Below are 23,315 nucleotides of genomic sequence, written 5' to 3'. Positions count from 1 at the left end.
TCCAAAAACTTTAAAAAAGAAAGACTATAGGTCTGCAATAGTCTTATCTACTAGATGATAGGCTAAATTTTTCTCTTTTTTATATTTAGACATTACATTCAAACTATGATTTAAACTTAATAAAGAATATGCAACTAATTCAGTATCAACCTCTTGTGAAATTTCTCCTTTCTTTTTTCCTTCTTCGATAACTTGCTTAAATACTTTTTCAAGTTCATTAAAATCATTTATGAGTATTTCTTCTATGGCAGGATCAATTTGTCCAATAAGCAGTGAAGAATTAGTTATCATACAACCTTTTGGAATTTCATCTGAATAACATTTTTCAATATGTTGATAAAAAAAGGATTTAAGTGATGCTTTTGTGTTTATACCACTAAAAAGTAAATTTCTCTTTCGAGAGCCATAATTTTTATAATGTTCCAAAACTAATTTGAATAGTGCATCCTTATCTCCAAAGCTATCGTAGAGAGTAGATCGACTTATACCCATCGTTTCAATAAGATCTGATATATATGTAGCATCATAACCTTTCTCCCAGAATAAATGCATAGCTTTATTTAAAGCGTGTTCTTTGTTAAAACTAATTTTTCTACCCAATTAATAACACCTCTATTCATGTAATTTAGTATAAATATTTCGGAACGATAAGTCCAGAATGGATATCTTAATTTTTTCAAACTTTGCAAAAGAGCCATAAATATCAAATTGATATATCGATATTTAGATATATTAAAGCGAAAAATATTTATTGAAGCGACAATTCGTTTCGATTTTATTGTGGAAAAGTTACGCTCCTATTATTTTATATGTTTTTTTCGTTAAAAATCGAAAAGAGTCCAAGATAATCCGTTCCCTTTAAAAAAATAGTTTTTTTCTTGAACGAATAAATATTCAATATAATGTCGCATCTTTCTGTTAGTATTTCTGCTATAATATATTACGCTTTATAATATTTTATATTTAAGGAGAACAATTCATGAAGCGAAAAAAGAGCCATTTAATGGTAATGGCACTTGTTACAGCTTTATTTTTAACAGCTTGTAATAATAAAGCTAATAAAAGTGATACAGAGGCTAAAAAACAAGTGTTAAATGTAACAGTATCAGAAGAAATTCCTTCTCTGGACACTGCAAAAACGATGGATGGTACATCAGCACACGTTATGCAGAATATATTTGAAGGGTTATATGTATTAAATGATCAAGATCAGCCTACTCCAGCCATAGCAAAATCTTTTAAAAGAAGTGAAAATGGTAAGAAATATACATTTGACTTGCGTAAAGATGCAAAATGGTCAAATGGGGACAATGTAACAGCAAATGATTTTATGTTTGCATGGAAACGTACAATTAATCCTGAAACGGCATCACAATATGCATATATGCTCTTTCATGTGAAAAATGCGAAAGAAATTAATAAAGGAACAATGCCTCTTGATGCACTTGGGGTTAAAGCAATAAATGATTATACGTTAGAAGTTGAACTCGAACAGCCAATTCCGTATTTTTTACAGTTGTTAGCGTTACCGATTTACTTACCACAGCATGAATCATTTTTTAAAGAACAAGGAAAGAACTATGGACTGGAACCTAGTAATCTCATATATAACGGGCCATTTGTATTAGAGAAGTGGAAGCATGAACAAGAGTTTCGATTAAAGAAGAATGCTACATATTGGGATCAAAAGAAAGTGAAATTAGACGAAATAAACTTTCATATCGTAAAGGATACCATGACAGCCGTAAATTTATATGAATCCGGAGATTTAGATCGAGTACCTATTAATTCGCAAGTTGTAGACAAGTATAAAGGGAACAAGGAATTACATATGTCGAGTGATCCTGGAATTGCTATGCTACGTTTTAATGAACAAAATAATGTTTTAGCAAATAAAAAGGTGCGTCAATCTATTTCATTAGCGTTAAATAAAGATGATTTCGTTGCCCACTTTATTAATAACGGAGCAAAACCTGCAAGTGGACTTGTACCAGTTGGTCATGTGAATGAAGAGACTGGTAAAGATTTTAGAAAAGAAAACGGGGATCTTTCTTCATATGATTTACAAAATGCGAAAAAGATTTGGGAAGAAGCGAAAAAAGAGCTTGGGGTAGAACAAGCAAATCTAGAGTTCTTAACGTTCGAACAAGATAACGCAATACGTATGGCGGAATATATAAAAGGTGATTTAGAGAAGAACTTGCAAGGGTTAACGATACAAATTAAACAACAGCCATTTAAGCAAAAATTACAGTTAGAACAAACAGGCGATTACGATATAACTATGGCAAATTGGGGGCCTGACTATAAAGACCCAATTAGTTATTTAGAGCTATTTATGACGGATAATCCGAATAACAAAATGAGTTACTCTAATTCTCATTACGATGAATTAATAAAGAAAGCGAAAACGGATTTTGTACTAGAACCGGAAAAACGATGGGAAGCGTTGGGAGAAGCCGAGCAGGTATTATTAGAAGATGCAGCTGTGGCACCACTGTATCATATTGGTTCAGCTTATGTACAAAAGGATTACGTAAAAGGGATTGAAAAACATCAATTTGGTGGTGTTTATACTTATAAGAATGCTTATATTACTAATTAATAAGTGTAAAAAACCTTACTTTTAAAAGTAAGGTTTTTTACACTTAAATTCTATTAAACCGATTTTAATAAAGCATAAAAATTCGTATCATATGGGATATCATCTTGATACATATAATTTTTTAGAACCCCTTCTTTTTCAAACCCTAATTTTAATAGCACTTTATTGGAAGCTTCATTTTCAAGAAATACAATGGCTCCGATCCGTTTTAAATGAAGTGTGTGGAAACCATATGATATAACTTCAGAAATTACTTCAGTAGCATATCCATTTCCCCAGTATTCAGGCAGAAGGGCATAACTTATATTTGCTCGTTTATGCTCAGAAGACCAATCATGAAAACCAATTGTTCCAATGAGCTCTTTCGTGTCTTTTAATTCGATTCCCCATTTTATACCGTTTCGTTCATTGTAGCTCAACTTGAAATTATGAATAATTTGCTTTACTTGATCTACATTTTGTAATGGTTTTTGGCCATAATAGCGCAGTACATCAGTATTAGAAAAGCATTGTAGTATACCTGGTGCATCTTCTTCGGTAAGTTCTCTTAAAATAAGGCGCTTCGTTTTTAATAAAGGAAACATGTCTTCACTCCCAATCATATGTATTTGTTATTATATAATTTAATCTGAAAATAAAGATTATTCAAGCTGTAATGGAGTTATTGTCTGGAAATAGATTATATAATTTATTTTAAAAAGAGTTTATAGGATTAATACAAATAATGAATTGAAAAAAGGTATTCCAAATTAAACTTGGAATACCTTTTTTCATTACCCTACAAACGTTTGATACAGTAAGAAAATATTCAAAGCAATAACGAGTGCTGCAATTATCCAAGCGATAAATGTTGTTATACGGTGGTTAACGAGTGCACCCATTATCTTTTTGTTACTTGTAAACATAATAAGTGGTACTAATGCAAATGCAATACCGAACGATAAGACAACTTGACTCATAACGAGAGCGTAAGTTGGATTTACACCTAAAGCAATAATAACTAGCGGTGGAATCATTGTAATAAAGCGGCGTAAGTATAACGGAATATGCATGCGAATGAATCCTTGCATAATAATATCACCTGACATTGTACCGACAGAAGAGCTGGATAAACCTGCTGATAAAAGTCCAATCCCAAATAATGCAGCCGATACAGGACCTACTAAGTTGGTAAATTGAGTGTAAGCAACATCTAAATCTTCAACGTGCATACCGTTTTTAAAGAATAGTGCAGCTGCTACAATTAACATACTTGCATTAATTGCTCCAGCGATGACCATTGCAATAATAATATCGATAAATTCGAAACGGAAAATCTTTTTCTTTTGTTCGTCGTTTGTCCCGACCACGCGGCGTTGTGTTAATGCAGAATGTAAGTATATTGCATGCGGCATAACTGTCGCACCTAAAATCCCTGCTGCAAGTAATATACTGTCTACACCTTGGAATTTTGGAATAAATAGTCCTGAAAGAAGGGGACTTAATTCTGGTTTTGCATAAAAAACTTGAATGCCAAAAGCGATTACTACAATGAAAATCATTCCTGTAATAATAGCTTCTAGTGGACGAAATCCTCTACGTTGAAACTCAAGAATAATAAATGATCCGGCTGCAGTAATTAAAGCGGCAGGTAGCATCGGGATTCCAAATAGTAAGTAAAGCCCCAATGCAGCTCCAATAAATTCCGCTAAATCTGTAGCCATAATAACGAGTTCACCTTGTATCCATAAGCCGATAGACACAGGCTTTGGAAAGTTTTCACGAGCTATTTCGGGTAAATTGTTTCCTGTAGCAATTCCTAATTTAGCTGATAAAGTTTGGATTAATACAGCCATTAAGTTAGAAGCGAATATAACCCATAATAGTAAATATCCATATTGTGAACCAGCTGCGATATTTGTAGCAAAGTTGCCAGGATCAATATAAGCAACGGACGCGATAAAAGCGGGTCCTAAAAATGGTAACAGTCTTTTCCAACCTTTCGTTTCTCCACTTAAAGCTAAGTGAGCTGATTGTACAGTTGTACTTTCAGAAGGGAGATGTTCATCTTTTGTTATATCTTTATTCATAGTAGTTTTCCCCTTTAAAATGTTAACTTGATGAAATTATTGTATTTATTCTTACACATTATTTCAATACATTTAGATATAATAAGTGTCGATTTTATTTGAACATAAAAGTTTCCTTAATGCAAATTATATGCCTTTGTGCAATGGATGGTGTAATACCGTAAAATAAATTGGGAGTTTATGGTGTGATGACGTGGGGAAACATAATAAATTAAAGGGTAAATTTTGAAATTTATGTGAACATAAAGCTGATAACATAGCATATTAATTGCTGGAAATGGATTTGTATGATATATAATATATTGGGATTACAACATAACCATAGTGTTTTGGTGTGTAATCTTGTTTTTATTTTTGTTAACTTATAGAAAATAGTATAAAGAAAAGAAAATGGGATTCGTTTTCTTATTATATATGTTTTGATATGAACGTTAACTTATACATGATTTTAAAAATTAGATAGGTGGTAGAAATACATTGGCAACTACAAAACCATACAGAGTATTACTATATTACATGTACACAACAATTGAAAACCCAGAAGAATTTGCGGAAGAGCATTTAGAATTTTGTAATTCACTTGAATTAAAAGGAAGAATTCTTGTAGCAAAAGAAGGTATTAACGGAACTTGTTCTGGAACTGTAGAGCAAACAGAGAAATACATGGAAGCAATGAACAACGATCCACGCTTTGATGGCATCGTATTTAAAATAGATGAAGAAGAAGGGCATGCATTCAAGAAAATGCACGTACGTCCTCGTCCAGAGTTAGTTACACTTCGTCTAGAAGATGACATTAACCCGCACGAAATAACTGGGAAGTATTTAGAGCCAAAAGACTTTTATGAAGCAATGAAACAAGAAGATACAGTTATTATTGATGCACGAAATGATTATGAGTTTGATTTAGGACACTTTAAAGGTGCGATTAAACCTGATATTGAATCATTCCGTGAATTACCAGATTGGATTAGAGAAAACAAAGAAACACTTGAAGGTAAAAAGATTTTAACGTACTGTACAGGTGGAATTCGTTGTGAGAAATTCTCAGGTTGGTTAGTTCGTGAAGGTTATGAAGATGTAAGTCAGCTTCACGGCGGAATTGTAACGTACGGAAAAGATCCAGAAGTACAAGGTGAGCTTTGGGATGGACAATGTTACGTGTTTGATGAGCGTATCGCTGTTCCAGTAAACCAAAAAGAACATGTTATCGTTGGTAAAGATCACTTTACAGGTGAACCTTGTGAGCGCTATGTAAACTGTGCAAATCCAGAATGTAATAAGAAGATTTTATGTTCTGAAGAAAGTGAAGCAAAACATTTACGTGCATGTTCTCATGAATGTCGTGTACACCCACGTAATCGTTATATCGTGCAACACGAATTAACAGAAGAGCAAGTAGCTGCTGCATTAGAGAAAATCGAAGCAGGAAAGTAAGCTAAATTAGTGTAATAAAAAAGTACTCCAAATTTTATTTTGGAGTACTTTTTTATAATGTGGCTCTTTTTTATCAATAAATCGATATATCTTAAAAAAAGCGAGTGGAAATTTCATTTACTGAAGTGTATCATATATGAGTGATTTAAAAATAATCCTCTTTAATTCTTATCTTCTTTTTCTTTAACCGCAGAAAGTACAGTTTGTTTTACCCAGGCTCTTCTTCTTTTAACCTGTACAGACCATTGATATAATCCTTGTGCACCTAAAATAAGTGAAATGACTATGCCACTGAGCGCTATTAAAAGTGCGAAAAATTCAAGAGGTGACGATATTTTGTTTGAATCGGTGTTTCTTAAAAGGTCGATCATAGTAAAACCTAACATTTGGCCTAATACAGAGTAGAGCGTTAAAATTAATAATAAGAGGCTATCTTTTTTAGAGGCGACATTTTCTTGGTATTTAAACAAACTATCTAGATTTTGTTTCGCGTTCGAGTATAAAACCTCAATATTAAAAATTTTTCTTAAGCGGAAGAAAATATCTTCACTTTGTGACTGGGATACTAGTTCTAAAGAAAAATAATTAGCCGTGAACGAATTGATTGAATAAATTAATTTCTCTATTTCATTCGTATCTTGCTCAATATTTAGCTCAGCATAGGCGTTTGCCATTTTTAATAAAACAATTTTATGGAATAGATTTAATAATAAAGCGTAATAAAATTCCCCGTACATTTGACTAGCAAGCTTAGCGATTTCACGTTCTCCTTCATTTGTTACACATGTGAAAATATGTTCTTCCATTATGAAATAACGATTTGGAGCCCATCTTTGATAAGCGTGTTGTTTTAAATAATCATGAATATAAGGAAGGTTATTTGCACTCACATAGGCCTTACCATCACTTGTTAACCCGGAAAGACTGGAAGTACGATAAACATCCACTTCATTAAGTTCCATATCCTCTTTTATAGATAATAAAGTTTGAACGTACATTCTTTGGTCTTCAAAGAAAGGGAAGGTTTGAAAGTAAGAACTTCTTAATCTTTTTTTCTCAAAGAAATCTGTTACGCCATGAAATAAATAACCAAAAATGAACTTTTCAACTTGGGAATACTTATTGCCGTTACATTCAATACAAATAGTCTCAGTTGTATTATTTCTAGTTTCAAGTACACGGAAGCGAGCTGCGAATTCGACTGCTTCTGATAGTGTCATATTAGGAGAAGTATTAACTTCGGTTCGAATTGTTAAAAATCCAAGTTCATAAGGGCATAATGTTACATCGATTGAGTGTACTGTGAATGGAACTGAGATAAGATTTGTTGTTAAATGTCCATTTAAATTAAGGTCTTTAGAATAGCGCTGTAATCCTTTTTGATGTTCTGAATGTGGAAAAAGAATTTTATTTGTAAATGAAAGATAGTATGCTTCCATATTTTGATGTGAAACTTGAAACTTTCCGTAATATGTATTTTCATCTTCAAGATGATCGAGTCGAAAAGGACGGAAATTATTTTTGTGTAAGAAAGGGAACATACTTTGTTCATATCCAGTTTTAAACGAAAACGGAAATATAAATTGAAATATAGCTGTTGTTACATCTTTTTCCTCGATTGTTTGTATTGCCTCCATTTACATTGTTTCCTTTCCATATAAGCTATAGAAACAACATGCCCAATTTTTATTGAAAATAACCTCTCGTTTTCACTAGATTGAGAATGAAAATTCAGCTTATTTAACAGGAGACATGTATAATATTACGTATACTGCAACTAGTAGGATTGTACGATGAGAAGGGGGATGTAGTATGCGTATTTTAGTATTAGGCGCTGGTGGCGTCGGAGGATTTTTTGGTGGTCGTTTAGTAGAAAAGGGGGAGGATGTTACATTCCTCGTTCGCAGCAAAAGAAAACAGCAATTAGAGGAAAAAGGACTTGTTATTCGTAGTGTGAATGGAGATTTTTCATTTCAACCGAAATTGATAACGAAGGAAGATAGAACCACTCCTTTTGATGTGATTTTATTCTCAACAAAAGCGTATCATCTAAACGAGGCAATTCAAGATTTGAAGCCGTTTGTAGGTGAGAATACAGTAATAATTCCATTATTGAATGGTATCGCACATGTATCACGATTACAAAAGGAATTCGGCGAAGAAAAAGTAATTGGTGGTTTATGTTTTATTGAGACGACGTTAAACGATCAAGGAGAAATTGTACAAACTAGTGCTGCCAACAGACTTGTATTTGGAGAAATTAAATCCAAAGATTCAGAGAGAATAAAGCGTATTTCTAAAGTATTTGCAGGTACGAAGTCTAGTTTTGTTTTAAGTGAAAATATTACGCAAGATATGTGGCATAAATATTTGTTTATTACTGTCATGTCAGGCGTTACAACGTTAATGCGTGCGCCAATAGGTCCAATTCGTGAAAGTGAAGGTGGCCGTGATTTTATCCGTAATGTGTTCGAGGAATCAGTACAAATCATGAGAGGATTAGGAGCTCCAGTAAAGGCTAATATTGCCCAGGAACATATGAAAACGATTGATCAAATTTCGTATGATATGAAGTCATCGATGCAGCGCGATATGGAAAAAGGTTCGCTTATTGAGGGTGAGCACTTACAAGGGTATTTACTGGATTTAGCAGAGCAATTTTCTATAGAAGCACCATTATTAGGGGTTGTATATCAAAATTTAAATGTATATGAAAAAGTGATTTTAACTAAAGAAATGGTATGAAAAAGAGCAAAGGATAGCAACATATAAATGTTGTTATCCTTTTTTGTTTTCATTTTTGACAACTTATTCGTTTCTTTTCGTTCTTTCTGTCGTATTTCTTTCTTTTTCACGGTTACCATATAACTGATTAATTTCATTTGCTAATGCATCTAAATATGAATCAGAAAAAATAGGCTTCTTTTCTTTAGACATATGGGTCTCCTTTATCAATTTTTTAGTATTCATTATGTATTTTTACGGGCGGATTATGCGCAATCATTTTAAATTTTTATTTTTTAAAATTTTTGTTTACATTTTGAAAATAAAGGAGTATTATAATCCACAGTTTCAATTTTCTAAATCGCTGAAACCGCATGGTGCGGGGGACCCGTTCTTACGGATTAGTACATAATCCGATGGGGTGAATCCTTGAAAAAGGTAGGGCTACTCATAGGCCCGAATCCGACAGCTAACCTCGTAAGCGTTATATTGAGAAGGAAGGTGGAGCTTGTGCGACAAAAAAAATAATGTCTACAAGTCTATTTCGCTATGGCTTGTAGACATTTTTTGTTTTCTGAAGAAATAGTTTGCTGGCTGTAACTAGCAGAAAAGTTCGTACAAAATTATTGGAGAGTGGACAGCAGTGGTTTCATCTATTAAAAGATTTTTAATTGGAAGACCGTTAAAATCAACGGAGCTTGGAGAACAAAAGCTTAATAAAACGAAAGCTTTAGCTATTTTATCTTCTGACGCATTGTCATCAGTTGCTTACGGTCCAGAGCAAATTTTAATTGCTTTAGCAGGGCTTGGGGCAATAGCATTTTGGTATTCCATCCCGATTGCTGTTGGAGTATTAGTATTATTAACAGCTCTTATTTTATCTTATCGTCAAATTATTTTTGCTTACCCTCATGGTGGGGGCGCGTATGTTGTATCAAAAGAAAATTTAGGGATGAATCCAGGTTTAATTGCAGGAGGATCCTTATTAGTCGATTATATTTTAACTGTTGCGGTAAGTGTATCTGCAGGTACAGATGCGATTACATCTGCTTTTCCTAGCTTACATGCGCATAAAGTTATTATTGCGGTTATATTTGTCATATTGATTACGATTTTAAATTTAAGAGGAGTAACGGAATCAGCATCCGTTTTAGCCTATCCGGTTTATTTATTTGTTTTAGCACTATTTATATTAATTGGTGTAGGCATATATAATATTTTGACTGGTCACGTTTCGCAGGCCTTACACACGCCGATCGGAACGCCGGTTGCGGGCATTAGTTTGTTTTTACTGTTAAGAGCATTTGCATCAGGTAGTTCTGCATTAACAGGTGTTGAGGCGATTTCAAATGCAATTCCAAACTTTAAGGACCCTGCACCAAACAATGCAGCGAAAACATTACTTGCAATGGGAGCTTTACTTGCTGTGTTATTTTCAGGAATTGTATTTTTAGCTTATTATTACGGAATTACACCGAGTAAAGAAGTAACAGTGGTATCCCAAATTGCTGAACAAACATTTGGACGTAATTTCATGTACTATTTCATACAAGGTACAACAGCTTTAATCTTAATTTTAGCTGCTAACACAGGGTATTCTGCATTTCCATTGTTAGCAGTTAACCTTGCGAAAGATAAGTTCATACCGAGAATGTTTACAATAAGAGGTGACCGCCTAGGTTACTCAAATGGTATTATTATACTTGGAATCGCATCGATTATTTTAATTGTAGCCTTCCAAGGTCAAACAGAACATTTAATTCCGTTATATGCAGTAGGTGTATTTATTCCATTTACACTTTCTCAAACTGGGATGGTATTAAAGTGGCTTCGTGAAAAACCTGAAGGATGGGCTTTAAGATTAACGGTCAATTTAATTGGCGCAGTCATTAGTTTTATCGTAATGAGCATGTTCTTTTTAACTAAGTTCGCACAAGTTTGGTCGATACTTATTTTCTTACCTGCAATTATATTCTTATTCCACAGAATTAAGAAGCACTATGATGCGGTAGGTGATCAGTTAAGTTTAAAAACTTGTGAACCACTTGTTCCAATTAAGGGAAATGTAATTGTCGTTCCAGTAGCTGGTATGACTCACGTAGTAGAAAATTCATTGAACTATGCGAAGGCTCTTTCGGCAGATCAAGTTATTGCTGTATATGTTGCTTTTGATAGAGAAGAGGAAAAGAAATTTGAAGAGAAATGGAAGAAGTGGCAGCCTGAAGTAAGGCTTGTTACATTACATTCTCATTATAGAAGTATTATTCAGCCGCTAACAAAGTTCATTGATACAGTGCAATATAAAGCTAGTGAATCAAATTACCGAGTTACGGTCGTTATACCACAGTTCATTCCGAAAAAAGGTTGGCATAACATTCTTCATAATCAATCTAGTTTACTCATACGTGCGTATTTACTCTATAAAAGAAATGTTGTTATTACGACAGTACCATATCATTTGAAAAAGTAAGGAAATTTTTAAAGGATAGCTTCAGGAAATTGAAGCTATCCTTTTTGTGTATATGCTATGCATAATTGCATATGAGGTTAAAAAATATTTTAATATAATTTTATCAATTGTGAGCAAGCGGTGTTTTTTGTTGTTATATATGGATATTTTCATCGGGAAAGTGAATTAGATTTTATTTTGAGATAAGGACATAAGGTCTTGAAAATAAAGGGAATGAAAATACTTCTTTACGGTGATAAATAGCTGTGTTTAAATGACCTTACAGTACAAAACTTATATGAAAACAAAATGAAATTTCATACTTTCGTACATTAAATAGTTTAAAATGAATAATATTTTTATGTAATATATTCACTGTGTGAATGTGGAAAATGCGATGTGATAGAAAATTTATGCAATGTTATTCATACTAAACTCATATGAAAAGTTGTGAAATGTTTTATAACGATAAGTAAGTACTGTAGAAATACAATTTGAGAGAGTTGGTTCGTAAATGAATCACGGTGAGAATGTTCTCTATTTTAACCATCTCAAATTATGTGTAAGAAAATAGAATAATAAAATGCGATAGTAATAGTTGCTAATACATAGGAGGAGTTAAAGTGAAAAAGACTTTAATTACAGGGTTATTGGTTACAGCAGTATCTACGAGTTGCTTCATTCCTGTAAGCGCTTACGCTAAGGAGGGGCAAACAGAAGTGAAGACAGTATATGCGCAAAATGTAATTGCTCCAAATACATTATCCAATTCAATTAGAATGTTAGGATCACAGTCACCGCTTATACAAGCATACGGATTAGTGATTTTACAACAACCAGACATTAAGGTGAACGCGATGAGTAGCTTAACGAATCATCAAAAGTTTGCAAAGGCGAATGTACGAGAGTGGATTGATGAATATAATCCGAAGCTAATTGACTTAAATCAAGAGATGATGAGATATAGTGCTAGGTTTAATAGCTATTATAGTAAGCTCTATGAACTAGCAGGAAACGTAAATGAAGATCAGCAAGCAAAAGCAGATTTTACAAGCGCATATGGCAAATTACAATTGCAAGTACAAAGCATTCAAGAGAGTATGGAACAAGATTTATTAGAATTAAATCGATTTAAAACCGTATTGGATAAAGATAGTAACAACTTATCAATTAAAGCTGATGAAGCAATAAAAACAATGCAAGGATCAAGTGGAGATATTGTGAAATTAAGAGAAGACATTAAAAGAATTCAAGGGGAAATTCAAGCTGAGCTTACTAATATTTTGAATAGACCTCAAGAAATCATTAAAGGTTCTATTAATATCGGTAAACAAGTATTTACAATCACAAATCAAACTGCACAAACGAAAACTATCGATTTCGTTTCTATCGGTACTTTAAGTAATGAAATTGTAAATGCTGCAGATAGTCAAACGAGGGAAGCAGCTCTTCGTATTCAACAAAAGCAAAAAGAGCTACTACCACTTATTCAAAAGTTATCACAAACTGAAGCGGAGGCGACTCAAATTACATTCGTTGAAGATCAAGTAAGTAGCTTTACAGAACTAATTGATCGTCAAATCTCAACTTTAGAAACGTTATTAACGGATTGGAAAGTTTTAAACAATAATATGATCCAAATTCAAACAAATGTTGAAGCAGGTACGTATACAGACAGTAGTTTACTTCAAAAACATTTCAATCAAATTAAAAAAGTAAGTGATGAAATGAATAAACAAACGAATCAATTTGAAGATTACGTTACAAACGTGGAAGTACATTAAACAGAAAAATAATTAGCGATATAGGGAGAGAAGAAAAATGACAAAAAAACCTTATAAAGTAATGGCTCTATCAGCACTTATGGCAGTATTTACAGCAGGGAATATTATGCCGGCCCATACGTATGCAGCTGAAAGTACAGTGAAACAAGCTCCAGTTCATGCGGTAGCAAAAGCTTATAACGACTATGAAGAATACTCATTAGGCCCAGAAGGTCTAAAAGATGCAATGGAAAGAACAGGTTCAAACGCTTTAGTAATGGATCTGTATGCTTTAACAATTATTAAACAGGGTAATGTTAACTTTGGTAATGTATCGTCTGTTGATGCGGCTTTAAAAGGAAAAGTGATTCAGCACCAGGATACAGCTAGAGGAAATGCGAAGCAATGGTTAGATGTATTAAAACCACAGCTTATTTCAACGAATCAAAACATTATTAATTACAATACGAAATTCCAAAACTATTATGATACTTTAGTTACTGCGGTTGATACAAAGGATAAAGCAACTCTTACGAAAGGTTTAACTAGATTATCAAGTAGTATTAATGAAAATAAAGCGCAAGTAGATCAGTTAGTAGACGACTTGAAGAAGTTCCGAAATAAAATGACATCGGATACGCAAAATTTCAAGGGAGATGCGAATCAAATTACATCTATTTTAGCTAGTCAAGATGCTGGAATTCCGCTTCTGCAAAATCAAATTACAACGTATAATGAAGCAATTAGTAAATATAATGCAATTATTATCGGTTCATCTGTTGCGACAGCTCTAGGACCAATTGCCATTATCGGTGGTGCAGTAGTTATCGCTACAGGTGCAGGAACGCCGCTAGGAGTCGCATTAATAGCAGGTGGTGCAGCAGCTGTAGGCGGTGGTACAGCTGGAATCGTATTAGCGAAGAAAGAACTTGATAATGCACAGGCAGAAATTCAAAAAATAACAGGGCAAGTTACAACTGCTCAATTAGAAGTAGCTGGGTTAACGAACATTAAAACACAAACTGAGTATTTAACAAATACAATTGATACTGCAATTACAGCATTGCAAAATATTTCAAATCAATGGTATACAATGGGATCAAAATACAATTCATTACTTCAAAATGTAGATTCAATTAGTCCAAATGACCTTGTTTTCATTAAAGAAGATTTGAATATCGCTAAAGATAGCTGGAAAAATATTAAAGACTATGCAGAAAAGATTTATGCTGAGGATATTAAAGTAGTAGATACGAAAAAAGCATAATCGAATACGAATCGTTAGAGCGTTAAGTATTGATGAATGAGTTGAAGCTCCTGTTCAATTGTGAGCAGGAGCTTTTGATATCCTTATAAAGAGAATAGGTGAAAAATATGCAGAAACGATTTTATAAAAAATGTCTTTTAGCGGTAATGATTGCTGGGGTGGCAACGAGTAACGTACTTCCTTTACATCCTTTTGCAGCAGAACAGAATACAAAAACACTACAAGAAAATGCGAAAGATTATTCTCTCGGACCAGCAGGATTCCAAGATGTAATGGCACAAACGACATCGAGCATATTTGCAATGGACTCGTATGCAAAATTAATTCAAAATCAGCAAGAGACTGATTTGAGTAAAATAAGTTCGATTAATGGTGAGCTTAAAGGGAATATGATTCAGCACCAAAGAGATGCAAAAATTAACGCGGCATATTGGTTAAATAATATGAAGCCTCAAATTATGAAAACGGATCAAAATATTATCGAGTACAACAATACTTTTCAAACGTATTATAATGACATGTTACTAGCGGTTGATCAAAAGGATAGCGGTAAATTAAAAGTGGATTTAGAAAAGTTGTATGCGGATATTGTAAAGAATCAAAATGAGGTAGATGTATTATTAGGGAATTTGAAAGCTTTTCGCGATAGAATGGCGAAAGATACAAATAGTTTTAAAGAGGATACAAATCAATTAACAGCGATATTGGCAAGTACGAATGCTGGTATTCCAGCTCTAGAGCAACAAATAAATACATATAACGATTCGATTAAAAAGAGTAATGATATGGTCATTGCTGGTGGCGTACTTTGCGTAGCGCTAATAACATGTCTTGCTGGCGGGCCGATGATTGCGGTTGCGAAAAAAGATATCGCAAATGCAGAAAGAGAAATAGCTAATTTAAAAGATAGAATTTCAGGAGCACAAGCAGAAGTCGTAATTTTGGCTGATGTAAAAAATAAAACAACAAACATGACAGAAACAATTGATGCAGCGATTACAGCACTGCAAAATATATCAAATCAATGGTATACAGTAGGTGCAAAATATAAGAATTTACTACAAAACGTAAAAGGAATTAGTCCGGAAGAGTTTACGTTTATAAAAGAAGATTTACATACAGCGAAAGATAGCTGGAAGGATGTAAAGGATTATACAGAAAAATTACATGAAGGTGTGACAAAGTAAACAGTGGACTAGTTCTGCTGTTTATTTTTTATCCTGTTTTTTTGAGGAATAAATTTTTGAAGAATCATTATAAACTTTTATTTTATTGATACTAACTGTAACTTATTCACTTAATTTCCTATCAGAAATTATAAAGTAAAAATAGAACATGAAATACGTAAAAAATATCACAGGGCAGATTCTCGAAATATTTCAAAATCAACCCTGTGATCATATACTCATTTACAAGTGAAAATAATCAATATCCTAAAATATCTACTTCAGCTGCTGAAGCAAATCCATTCTGTCCTTTCGTTACTTCCACTTTTACATACTTTGCAGTAACTGGGGTAAATGTTGCTGTTTTCTTATTACTATTATTTTCCCATGTTCCTGATGATATTTTGTTATACGAAACGCCATCTACACTTGTATAAATATTGTAAGTTAAAATACGGCCATTTTCTGATCCGTCTTGTCTTGGGAGATATCCCAATTGTGAGATGGTACGTGTATCACCAAGCTCTAGTGTCAAATTGTACGGATATTGATTTGGTGTCCAAGTACTATGCCAAAATGTATCTGTTTTTCCATCTATCGCCTTACTAGCTGAGCCCGTTGATTCCTCGCTATTTGCACTTGCCTTCATTATTTTTTTGGACAATTCAGCAAGTGGTTTAACAGGTTTAGCATCCGTCGCTTCCCATATAGGTGCAATTAATGTTGGGTAGTTTAAAGCTTCTATTTTTTGTCTCGTTTCTTGTGTTGCTTTCAATCCCCATTTATCAAAGAATGGCAGTACATTTTGTTTTGCTATTTTCGATGTATTATAAATAAATGTTTGTATTTTATCTTCGTCTGTTTTAGGAAGTTGATCCTCTGGTATTTCGCGATATAATTTGTGGAGATTTGGATAAAAATCATCCCCATATGCCAAATGAAGCTGCCACAACATAACAAGTTTTACAAACAGGTCGTCAATATTTTTATATTCTTTATTCGTTTGTTTTAAATACGCAAAAGCTCTATTATAATCTCCCTCTGTATCTAATCGTGTTGGTATATTTGGGTATATTTTCTTGAATGCAGCTAATGAATATAGATTATTAGTTACTTCACCCATACCTCTTAAATCATTCCACGTCCATGGATATTGTTGTCGTGCATGTCCCGCTTCATGCATTTGTCCCCATCCAAACTCATTGACATCCAAAGTACTTTTGATTGCTTCACCAGCAGTCGTAAAAACGGCTCCATCCCAACTTGCATACATGCCCCAACTTTGTGCATTAGGATTTTCTACAAAGGCCCAAATACGGCGTGTTGAACGATGTAAAGGATTAGGATCTGTTTCAGATAGCCCTGCTAACTTGTCTTGCGCTTTAATCATATCATCGTATTTAGTTAATAGGGGCACAGGATCTTGATTTACAATATATTTATTGGCACTATCACGAGTTACAGTTAGTACAGCTCGTTCTGATTTTAATTGTACCGCATGTGCATTTGGATAGTTGTTCATCATGGCAATCCAGTCTGCTTTTGTGTGTTTCCCTAATACAAAGAAAGGAATAGGACTACCGCCTTGTGTTACTTGCACCTTAACTGTTCCTGTGCTTTGAAAATTATCTAACCCTAATACGCCACCGTTTGGTGAAGAGATGGTATTAGAGCCAGGTGAAAGATCAATTTCTTTTCCCCATTCTTTATCGTATTGATGTGTCCCAATAATGGCTCTAATCTTTTGCGTTCCTGATACTGTAATTGTAACCTGTTCATTAGGTTTCACATATATGCCTGTTGGCATATAATTTTTTTGCTCACTTCTTTTTTCTCTTTTTGCTTCATCCCAAAAACTTCCTGTACCTGGAAGGTCAAACTCTCTTTGTTCAAATTGAGTTGCAGTTTGTGCAGTTTCTGCATGCACATCTAAATTGTTTGAAATAATAGGTGCAACTAACGTGGTTGCTAAAATAGCGGATGTTGCAAACACCTTTATAGTTTTTTGGAATCTACAATTCTTTTTTCTGTTCATATAGATCAGTCCTTTCGTTCAAATTCATTATTACTTACATACGAAATATCAGTTTTCTTCCTGATTAATCTAGAAACATATTACCTTCATTGATTTCTTACATCACTCCTCTAAGTAAACATTTAAGATAGATGGCCTATCTTAAAGATCATTTCCTAATTTTGGGATTACGAATTAAGTATAATTCGGAAATGAAATTATACAATTGAGAAAAAATAAAATGTTAAAAATTTACACTCTCGTAAAATTTTTAACATTTACTAAAAAATATTTGTTATAGGGGGAGATTCACATACCCATCAAGCTAAACTTCTGAAATATCCCCAAAACGAAAATTCTATCTCTTCATAATTATTCATAAAAATCCGGTTCATTTTTCTCGTTTTGGGGGAAAATTAAACTCTTAACTTGATAGGTATGTGGTGTTACCTCTGTAAGATATATAAATATAAAGTAAACATAAAAAAATTGGTAAATCGGAAACACGTTTGTTTATTTGCAAAATGAATAAAAAGAAAACCCCCTCGCAGATAAATGTAAGGGGGTATTTTTGAGCAGTAATTTCGTATCCATGTGTGCGTAAAAATCTTTTCGTTATCACTCCCTTTGATAGAATCCATTTTCATATAGGTTTTTCACCGAATTTTTTAAAAATTTAATTTTACGGCTTGATAATTCGTTTTAAATGGTTTATTCTTGTATCAAATGATACATTTATCTATCAAAAATAACTTTATAAGGAGAAAGGAGTGATTAAGAATATTAAACGCCACATTGATGGAAAGCCTTTAGGTGCAGCAGCATTGAAAAGATTAGGAAGAAATGAGTGAGCTTTCACAATAAAAAACTCTATAACTTTATGTAGTGTTTGATACCTTTCGATTAGATTTTTTGAAAAATAAACCAATATTAATTGAATCAAAGTTTAGAAAGTAAATATATGAGTAGTAGAAAAAAACCATTAGTTGTTATCATGTCTTGATGAAAAACATAAAAAAATAGACAAGAGAAAATCCGGGAAAACCTGTTCAGAAAGTATGGTATAAAAGCAAGTTAGTGAGGGGAATTCAAAACCAATTTGATAAAAGCGAGGTAATTAATATGACTTTTGAAGAAAAATTACAAGCGTATGCAGAACTTACGGTGAAAATCGGTGTCAATATTCAACCAGGGCAATACTTATTAGTCAATACATCAGTGGATGCATTGGATTTCGCCCGTATAGTTGTGAAAGAGGCTTATAAGGCTGGGGCAGGGCGTGTTCATGTTAATTTTTCGGATGAGGAAATGGAACGTGCTTACTTTGATCATGCCTCAGATGAAGAATTTAATCGCTTCCCAGAGTGGATAGTCAAAATGAATGATGAGCTGATCGAACGTAAAGGAGCACTATTAATGATAGATGCTACAGATCCTGATAAATTTGCAGGTATTTCATCTGATCGTCTAGCTACCTATCAAAAGGTAGCAGGAGCTGCTCTGAGAAACAATCGCAACGCCGTAATGAAGGATTCAATAGCTTGGTCGATGGTAGCAGTTCCTTCATCAAAGTGGGCATCGAAGGTGTTCCCGGATTTAGCACCTGGGGATCAAGTACCAGCATTATGGGAGGCTATTTTTAAAGCTGTTCGTATTGGTGAAGGTAATGCTATTGAAAAATGGCGTGAACATGTAGAAAATTTAGAATCTCGTGCGGTCCTACTGAACAATAAAAAATATATGAAGATTCACTATACAGCGCCCGGTACTGATTTAACAATTGCATTAGCACCACAGCATAAATGGATTACTGGAGGTGGTAAAACGCCAGATGATACTATCTTTATGGCCAATATGCCGACAGAAGAGGTTTATACGTTACCGATGAAACAAGGTGTAAATGGCTATGTAAGCAATACAAAGCCATTAGTTTATCAAGGGAATATTATCGATGGCTTTAAACTGACATTTGAAGCAGGAAAAATTGTTAAAGCTGAAGCACAGATAGGAAATGATTTATTACAGGAGCTTATTAATGTGGATGAAGGCTCTTGCTATTTAGGTGAGATAGCACTTGTGCCACATAAATCGCCAATTTCAGCATCGGAAATTTTATATTTTAATACATTGTTTGATGAAAATGCATCGAACCATTTAGCGATTGGTAAAGCTTATCCAACTTGCTTAGAGGGTGGAAGAGATTTAGAAAACGATCAGCTTGAAACGTTAGGTGCAAATATTTCAGTAACACATGAGGACTTTATGATTGGCAGCAGTGAGATGGACATCGACGGTATTCTACCAGATGGAACTGTAGAGCCAATTTTTTGTAAGGGTAGCTGGGCATTTTAAGTTTTTAATTTGAAGAAAGAAGTAGAGTGGATGAAACGATTACTAAGCATAATCGGTACAACTATATAGGTGTTTCATCTGCTTTTGTTCAGGCTGAAAACTACCTCTTTAATTAGAAGTAAAATGCATTCAAAGGAGATAGGCCAATGAATTTCTGGGAAGTTGTTTTGATAGTTGTAAATTTTAGTCTATTGAGTTGGGTACTGTTAGTAGGCGGGGAAACGAAAAAGTGGTCTAAATTAGCTACTTTGGTTGCCGTTGTAATGGTTACAGTGCAGCTATTAGCAGAAGGTTTTAGATGGCAGATGATTCCAGCATATGTATCCCCAGTTATCTTAATTTTATGCTATTTATTAGCTGGGCGGAAAAAGGACTTTAGAAGCTGGGGGATACTCATAGTTAAGACTTTGTTGTTGTGCATCTATTTGTCTGTAGCAGTAGCGCTACCCTTACTTATGCCAGTATTTTCATTTGAAGAACCAACTGGGCCACATAGGATCGGTACGAAGGTATATCATTGGATTGATCATCAGAGAAATGAACCATATTCGAAAAATCCAACCGATCGGCGCGAACTGATGGTGCAAATTTGGTATCCTGCAGCTGAAAAAAGCAAGGGGGATCCAGAACCTTATATTCGTAACATAAATGGGCTCTCCAAGGGATTGGAAAAAACATTGTCCATTCCTGCATTTGCATTCAGCCACATGGGATTGGTAAAATCTCATTCGTTTATGGATTTACAACTGTCAGACTCAGAGAATCATTATCCCATACTACTTTTCTCTCATGGTTTTAATGGTTTTCGTAATCAAAACACGTTTGAAGTTGAGGAGTTGGCTAGTCAAGGGTATATTGTTCTAAGTATCGATCATACCTTTGATGCTGCAGCTACTGTCTTTCCAGATGGTCGAACTGCTTACGTACAGCCCGTCAATTTAACTGATGAAGGGGATAGCCACATAAAATTATGGGAGGAAGATGTTACCTTTGTGCTTAATCAGATCGAGAAACTTAACCAAAACGATAAAGCCGGCTTCTTTACAGGAAGGATCGATACCTCGCGAATTGGAATGTTTGGGCACTCTTACGGTGGAGCTACCGCAGCACAAATACTTGCAAAAGATTCTCGTGTCAAAGCAGCTATTAATATGGATGGCGCATTGTATGGGGAAACTTTACCTGAAAGTGGGATTGGAAAACCATTTCTGCTCATGAGTGCAGAAGAGCCTGATGAAGCAGATCCCTATAAAGTGAGGGAGCGATATGGACGTGGATTAGCTGGTGGTGGTATGTCAATGGTCATTCCTCATACGGATCATACAAGCTTCACTGATTTACATTTGTTTTCCCCTGTGTTGCAGAGCCCAGGTGAAAATCTAAAGGAGGTTCATCGTATTATCAACGAATTCAGCCTGGCATTTTTTGATCAGTATGTAAAACAGAAGGATGACGGCTCAGCCCTTAAAAGGCTGATGACCAAATACCCGGAAGTGAATTTTAAAGTAAACCGATAACTTTATGCTGAAAGTAACTCGTACCATTTCCTTTGGATTTTGTATTTATTACATTAAAGAATTTAATTTCTTCATCGTTATCTAAATTATGAAATACTAAAAATGAAACATTCAAAGTACTATCAGTTTCAGTAATATAATTCTTTTTGAAAAGCTACATTCAACAGCTGGACACTTTGTTTCAGAATGTTTATTATAATATCAAATGATACATTTATCTATCAAAAAATGACGAATTTATACAGAAAAAGGGAGAGATTGACGATGAAGAAAGACTTGTCAGCGTTGAAGGAAGCGAGATTTAATGCAATTCTTGATTCGGCTACTATATTACTTGTTGAAAATCCTACTGCTTCGATGAATGAAATTGCGGAATATGCGGGAATTGGAATTGCTACACTCCATCGCTACGTCGAAAGCAGGGAGAAATTGATGCTGTTCTTGGGCCATCGGGCTATCCAACTGGTAAGTGATACCGTAAACCAGATTCCACTGGATGAGGAAAGAAGCGAAAACTATATCCCGGAGCTCATTGAAGCGTTAATTCCTTTAGGTGACAAAATCTATTTTCTAGGTCATGATGCAACTGTATTTAACAACAAAGAATTAGGTGAAGCAGAAGAGAAGCTGAGGGAACCCTTACGACGCATTATTGAGCTGTTACAACAAAGAGGTTACTTTCAGCAAACGGTTAGCAGCGAATGGATTTTGAATACGCTTTATGCTCTGCTTTTCCATACTTGGGAACAGGTACATGAAGGAAATGTGGCTAAAAAATCTGCTGCAGAGCTTGTTTTAAATACATTTTATTATGGTTTCAAAGCTAAGGATGAGTTGAGAGGGAAGTGAACTGATTCAAATCCATGATAATTAATATCAATAATATAGAAAGCAAAAAGGAGGACTGGGAAATGAATCAAATCTCTATTGTAAAGGCTGTTCATCAATCCATGGTCGGCGCCCAGTTAAATGTAATGGCATTGGAATACATGGCGTTTCCACTTGCAGGATCTGAGGAGAAGAACACAGTCGAAGGGACATTTTGTACGCTATGGCGGCAGGGGAACAACCGTTTTAGTCATCAATACGCTTATGAAGCTCAAATGGACGGGAAAACTTTAGGGATGATTACTTGCTATCCCATACCCGTTTTAAATCGTCTTGCCTGGTCCACTTTTAAACAGCTGCTTTCATTCCGAAAGCTGGACTTTGTTGTTTATAACATTCTGAATATCAAAATGCTTTATTCCATGTTTACCTTGAAGGAGGGAGAAGATGACGAGTTTCACATCGGAACAATTGCCTTATTGCCGGAAAGTCGAGGACTAGGGATAGGTACCAGACTACTTGAGTTTGCCGAGGAACAAGCTTCCCTGCAAGGCTTTTCCAAATGCTCTCTGACGGTAAAGAAAGAGAACCAACTTGCCATTAAATTGTATCAGAGGATAGGCTACCAGATTACAGGTGAAATTAATAAACCAAAGTTATCGTTGTACAGAATGGTCAAAAACGTAGAATCTTACAACCGTTTATAAAAAGTTGTACCGTATTAGTGTACCGCCACATACCTATCAACTTAAGGATTCAGAATTAACCTAAAACTAAAAATGAACTTTTTGTTACAAGTTAATACAAAATTTCGTTCTGGAGGCACTAAAAAATTTTAGCTTGATAGTGATGGGGCCTCTATATAAAAAAACACAGTTCACACTCAAACTGTGTTTTTTCGACGTATAATGAATTACATAAATCATTAGTCACTGTCTAATAATTTATCAACATCTCTTTTTATTCTTTAAAATCTGCAACAGAACTAGGATCTCCCCTCAAAGTATAAATTTCAAGGGGGGAACCATTTTTTTATTTGCTTATATACGTACAGCTGTACCACTTACAGCAACCATTAACATTCCATCACGAACAACTTCGTAATCTACGTCAATACCAACGAT

General features: G+C 34.3%; 18 protein-coding genes and 1 riboswitch. Of the genes, 11 read left to right on the top strand and 7 right to left on the bottom strand.

Annotation, left to right across the window (positions count from 1 at the left end):
- Nucleotides 1–24: 24 nt before the first annotated feature.
- Complete coding sequence (locus tag COK05_RS28975; RefSeq protein ID WP_098615279.1) at nt 25–600, bottom strand: TetR/AcrR family transcriptional regulator; 576 nt, start codon at nt 598–600, stop codon at nt 25–27.
- A 379-nt stretch (nt 601–979) separates the two neighbouring features.
- Here COK05_RS28975 and COK05_RS28970 point away from each other — a divergent pair, with 379 nt between their 5' ends.
- On the top strand, nt 980–2,605 hold the full coding sequence (locus tag COK05_RS28970) for a peptide ABC transporter substrate-binding protein (protein WP_098615278.1): 1,626 nt from the start codon (nt 980–982) through the stop codon (nt 2,603–2,605).
- A 53-nt stretch (nt 2,606–2,658) separates the two neighbouring features.
- Here COK05_RS28970 and COK05_RS28965 read toward each other — a convergent pair whose 3' ends face one another.
- Together COK05_RS28965 and COK05_RS28960 are read right to left on the bottom strand one after the other, a co-directional pair.
- A complete protein-coding gene (locus COK05_RS28965) occupies nt 2,659–3,189 on the bottom strand; it encodes a GNAT family N-acetyltransferase (protein ID WP_098615277.1) in 531 nt (176 codons plus the stop codon).
- Nucleotides 3,190–3,378: 189 nt separating this feature from the next.
- Complete coding sequence (locus COK05_RS28960; RefSeq protein WP_098615276.1) at nt 3,379–4,674, bottom strand: Nramp family divalent metal transporter; 1,296 nt, start codon at nt 4,672–4,674, stop codon at nt 3,379–3,381.
- Nucleotides 4,675–5,151: 477 nt separating this feature from the next.
- Here COK05_RS28960 and trhO point away from each other — a divergent pair, with 477 nt between their 5' ends.
- On the top strand, nt 5,152–6,111 hold the full coding sequence (trhO, locus tag COK05_RS28955) for an oxygen-dependent tRNA uridine(34) hydroxylase TrhO (RefSeq protein ID WP_098615275.1): 960 nt from the start codon (nt 5,152–5,154) through the stop codon (nt 6,109–6,111).
- A 161-nt stretch (nt 6,112–6,272) separates the two neighbouring features.
- On the opposite strand, the gene COK05_RS28950 is transcribed toward trhO, so the two are convergent.
- Nucleotides 6,273–7,748: a hypothetical protein gene (locus tag COK05_RS28950; protein WP_098615274.1), complete on the bottom strand. Its 1,476-nt coding sequence runs from the start codon at nt 7,746–7,748 to the stop codon at nt 6,273–6,275.
- 175 nt (nt 7,749–7,923) lie between these two features.
- On the opposite strand from COK05_RS28950, the gene panE reads away from it, so the two are divergent.
- A complete protein-coding gene (gene panE / locus COK05_RS28945) occupies nt 7,924–8,856 on the top strand; it encodes a 2-dehydropantoate 2-reductase (RefSeq protein ID WP_098615273.1) in 933 nt (310 codons plus the stop codon).
- Nucleotides 8,857–8,919: 63 nt separating this feature from the next.
- Here the strand turns inward: panE and COK05_RS31955 are convergent, their stop codons facing one another.
- Complete coding sequence (locus tag COK05_RS31955; RefSeq protein ID WP_255290363.1) at nt 8,920–9,048, bottom strand: hypothetical protein; 129 nt, start codon at nt 9,046–9,048, stop codon at nt 8,920–8,922.
- A gap of 139 nt (nt 9,049–9,187) precedes the next feature.
- Nucleotides 9,188–9,334, top strand: a riboswitch (cyclic di-AMP (ydaO/yuaA leader).
- 144 nt (nt 9,335–9,478) lie between these two features.
- Between COK05_RS31955 and COK05_RS28940 the strand changes: the two genes are divergently transcribed.
- The 4 genes from COK05_RS28940 to nheC all read left to right on the top strand — a co-directional run bounded on the left by COK05_RS28940 (nt 9,479) and on the right by nheC (nt 15,501).
- The gene (locus COK05_RS28940; RefSeq protein WP_098615272.1) at nt 9,479–11,305 is read left to right on the top strand and encodes an APC family permease; all 1,827 of its coding nucleotides are present in this window, start codon (nt 9,479–9,481) and stop codon (nt 11,303–11,305) included.
- 602 nt (nt 11,306–11,907) lie between these two features.
- Nucleotides 11,908–13,068 carry a non-hemolytic enterotoxin NHE subunit A gene (nheA, locus tag COK05_RS28935; RefSeq protein ID WP_098615271.1) on the top strand — a complete coding sequence of 387 codons (1,161 nt, stop codon included), beginning with the start codon at nt 11,908–11,910 and terminating at the stop codon, nt 13,066–13,068.
- A 37-nt stretch (nt 13,069–13,105) separates the two neighbouring features.
- Nucleotides 13,106–14,314: a non-hemolytic enterotoxin NHE subunit B gene (gene nheB, locus COK05_RS28930; protein WP_098615270.1), complete on the top strand. Its 1,209-nt coding sequence runs from the start codon at nt 13,106–13,108 to the stop codon at nt 14,312–14,314.
- 107 nt (nt 14,315–14,421) lie between these two features.
- Entirely contained in the window at nt 14,422–15,501 is a 1,080-nt protein-coding gene (gene nheC, locus COK05_RS28925; RefSeq protein ID WP_098615269.1) for a non-hemolytic enterotoxin subunit C, read from the top strand.
- Nucleotides 15,502–15,739: 238 nt separating this feature from the next.
- On the opposite strand, the gene COK05_RS28920 is transcribed toward nheC, so the two are convergent.
- Nucleotides 15,740–17,515: a M60 family metallopeptidase gene (locus COK05_RS28920; protein WP_098615268.1), complete on the bottom strand. Its 1,776-nt coding sequence runs from the start codon at nt 17,513–17,515 to the stop codon at nt 15,740–15,742.
- A gap of 1,101 nt (nt 17,516–18,616) precedes the next feature.
- Between COK05_RS28920 and COK05_RS28915 the strand changes: the two genes are divergently transcribed.
- The 4 genes from COK05_RS28915 (at nt 18,617) to COK05_RS28900 (ending at nt 22,898) form a co-directional block, all read left to right on the top strand.
- Nucleotides 18,617–19,846: an aminopeptidase gene (locus COK05_RS28915; protein ID WP_098615267.1), complete on the top strand. Its 1,230-nt coding sequence runs from the start codon at nt 18,617–18,619 to the stop codon at nt 19,844–19,846.
- A gap of 146 nt (nt 19,847–19,992) precedes the next feature.
- Nucleotides 19,993–21,363, top strand: coding sequence for an alpha/beta hydrolase family protein (locus tag COK05_RS28910; protein WP_098615266.1), 1,371 nt, complete (start codon nt 19,993–19,995; stop codon nt 21,361–21,363).
- 264 nt (nt 21,364–21,627) lie between these two features.
- Nucleotides 21,628–22,212, top strand: a complete 585-nt coding sequence (locus tag COK05_RS28905; protein WP_098615265.1) for a TetR/AcrR family transcriptional regulator — start codon at nt 21,628–21,630, stop codon at nt 22,210–22,212.
- A gap of 62 nt (nt 22,213–22,274) precedes the next feature.
- Entirely contained in the window at nt 22,275–22,898 is a 624-nt protein-coding gene (locus tag COK05_RS28900; protein ID WP_098615264.1) for a GNAT family N-acetyltransferase, read from the top strand.
- A 333-nt stretch (nt 22,899–23,231) separates the two neighbouring features.
- On the opposite strand, the gene COK05_RS28895 is transcribed toward COK05_RS28900, so the two are convergent.
- Nucleotides 23,232–23,315: heavy metal-binding domain-containing protein (locus COK05_RS28895; protein WP_141539297.1), on the bottom strand; the 84-nt coding region annotated here is incomplete at its 5' end.

The organism is Bacillus cereus, assembly GCF_002567495.1.
Classification (GTDB): Bacteria; Bacillota; Bacilli; order Bacillales; family Bacillaceae_G; genus Bacillus_A; species Bacillus_A cereus_AQ.
Note: the sequence above shows the minus strand (reverse complement) of the source record. Positions and strands in the feature narration are given on the sequence as shown.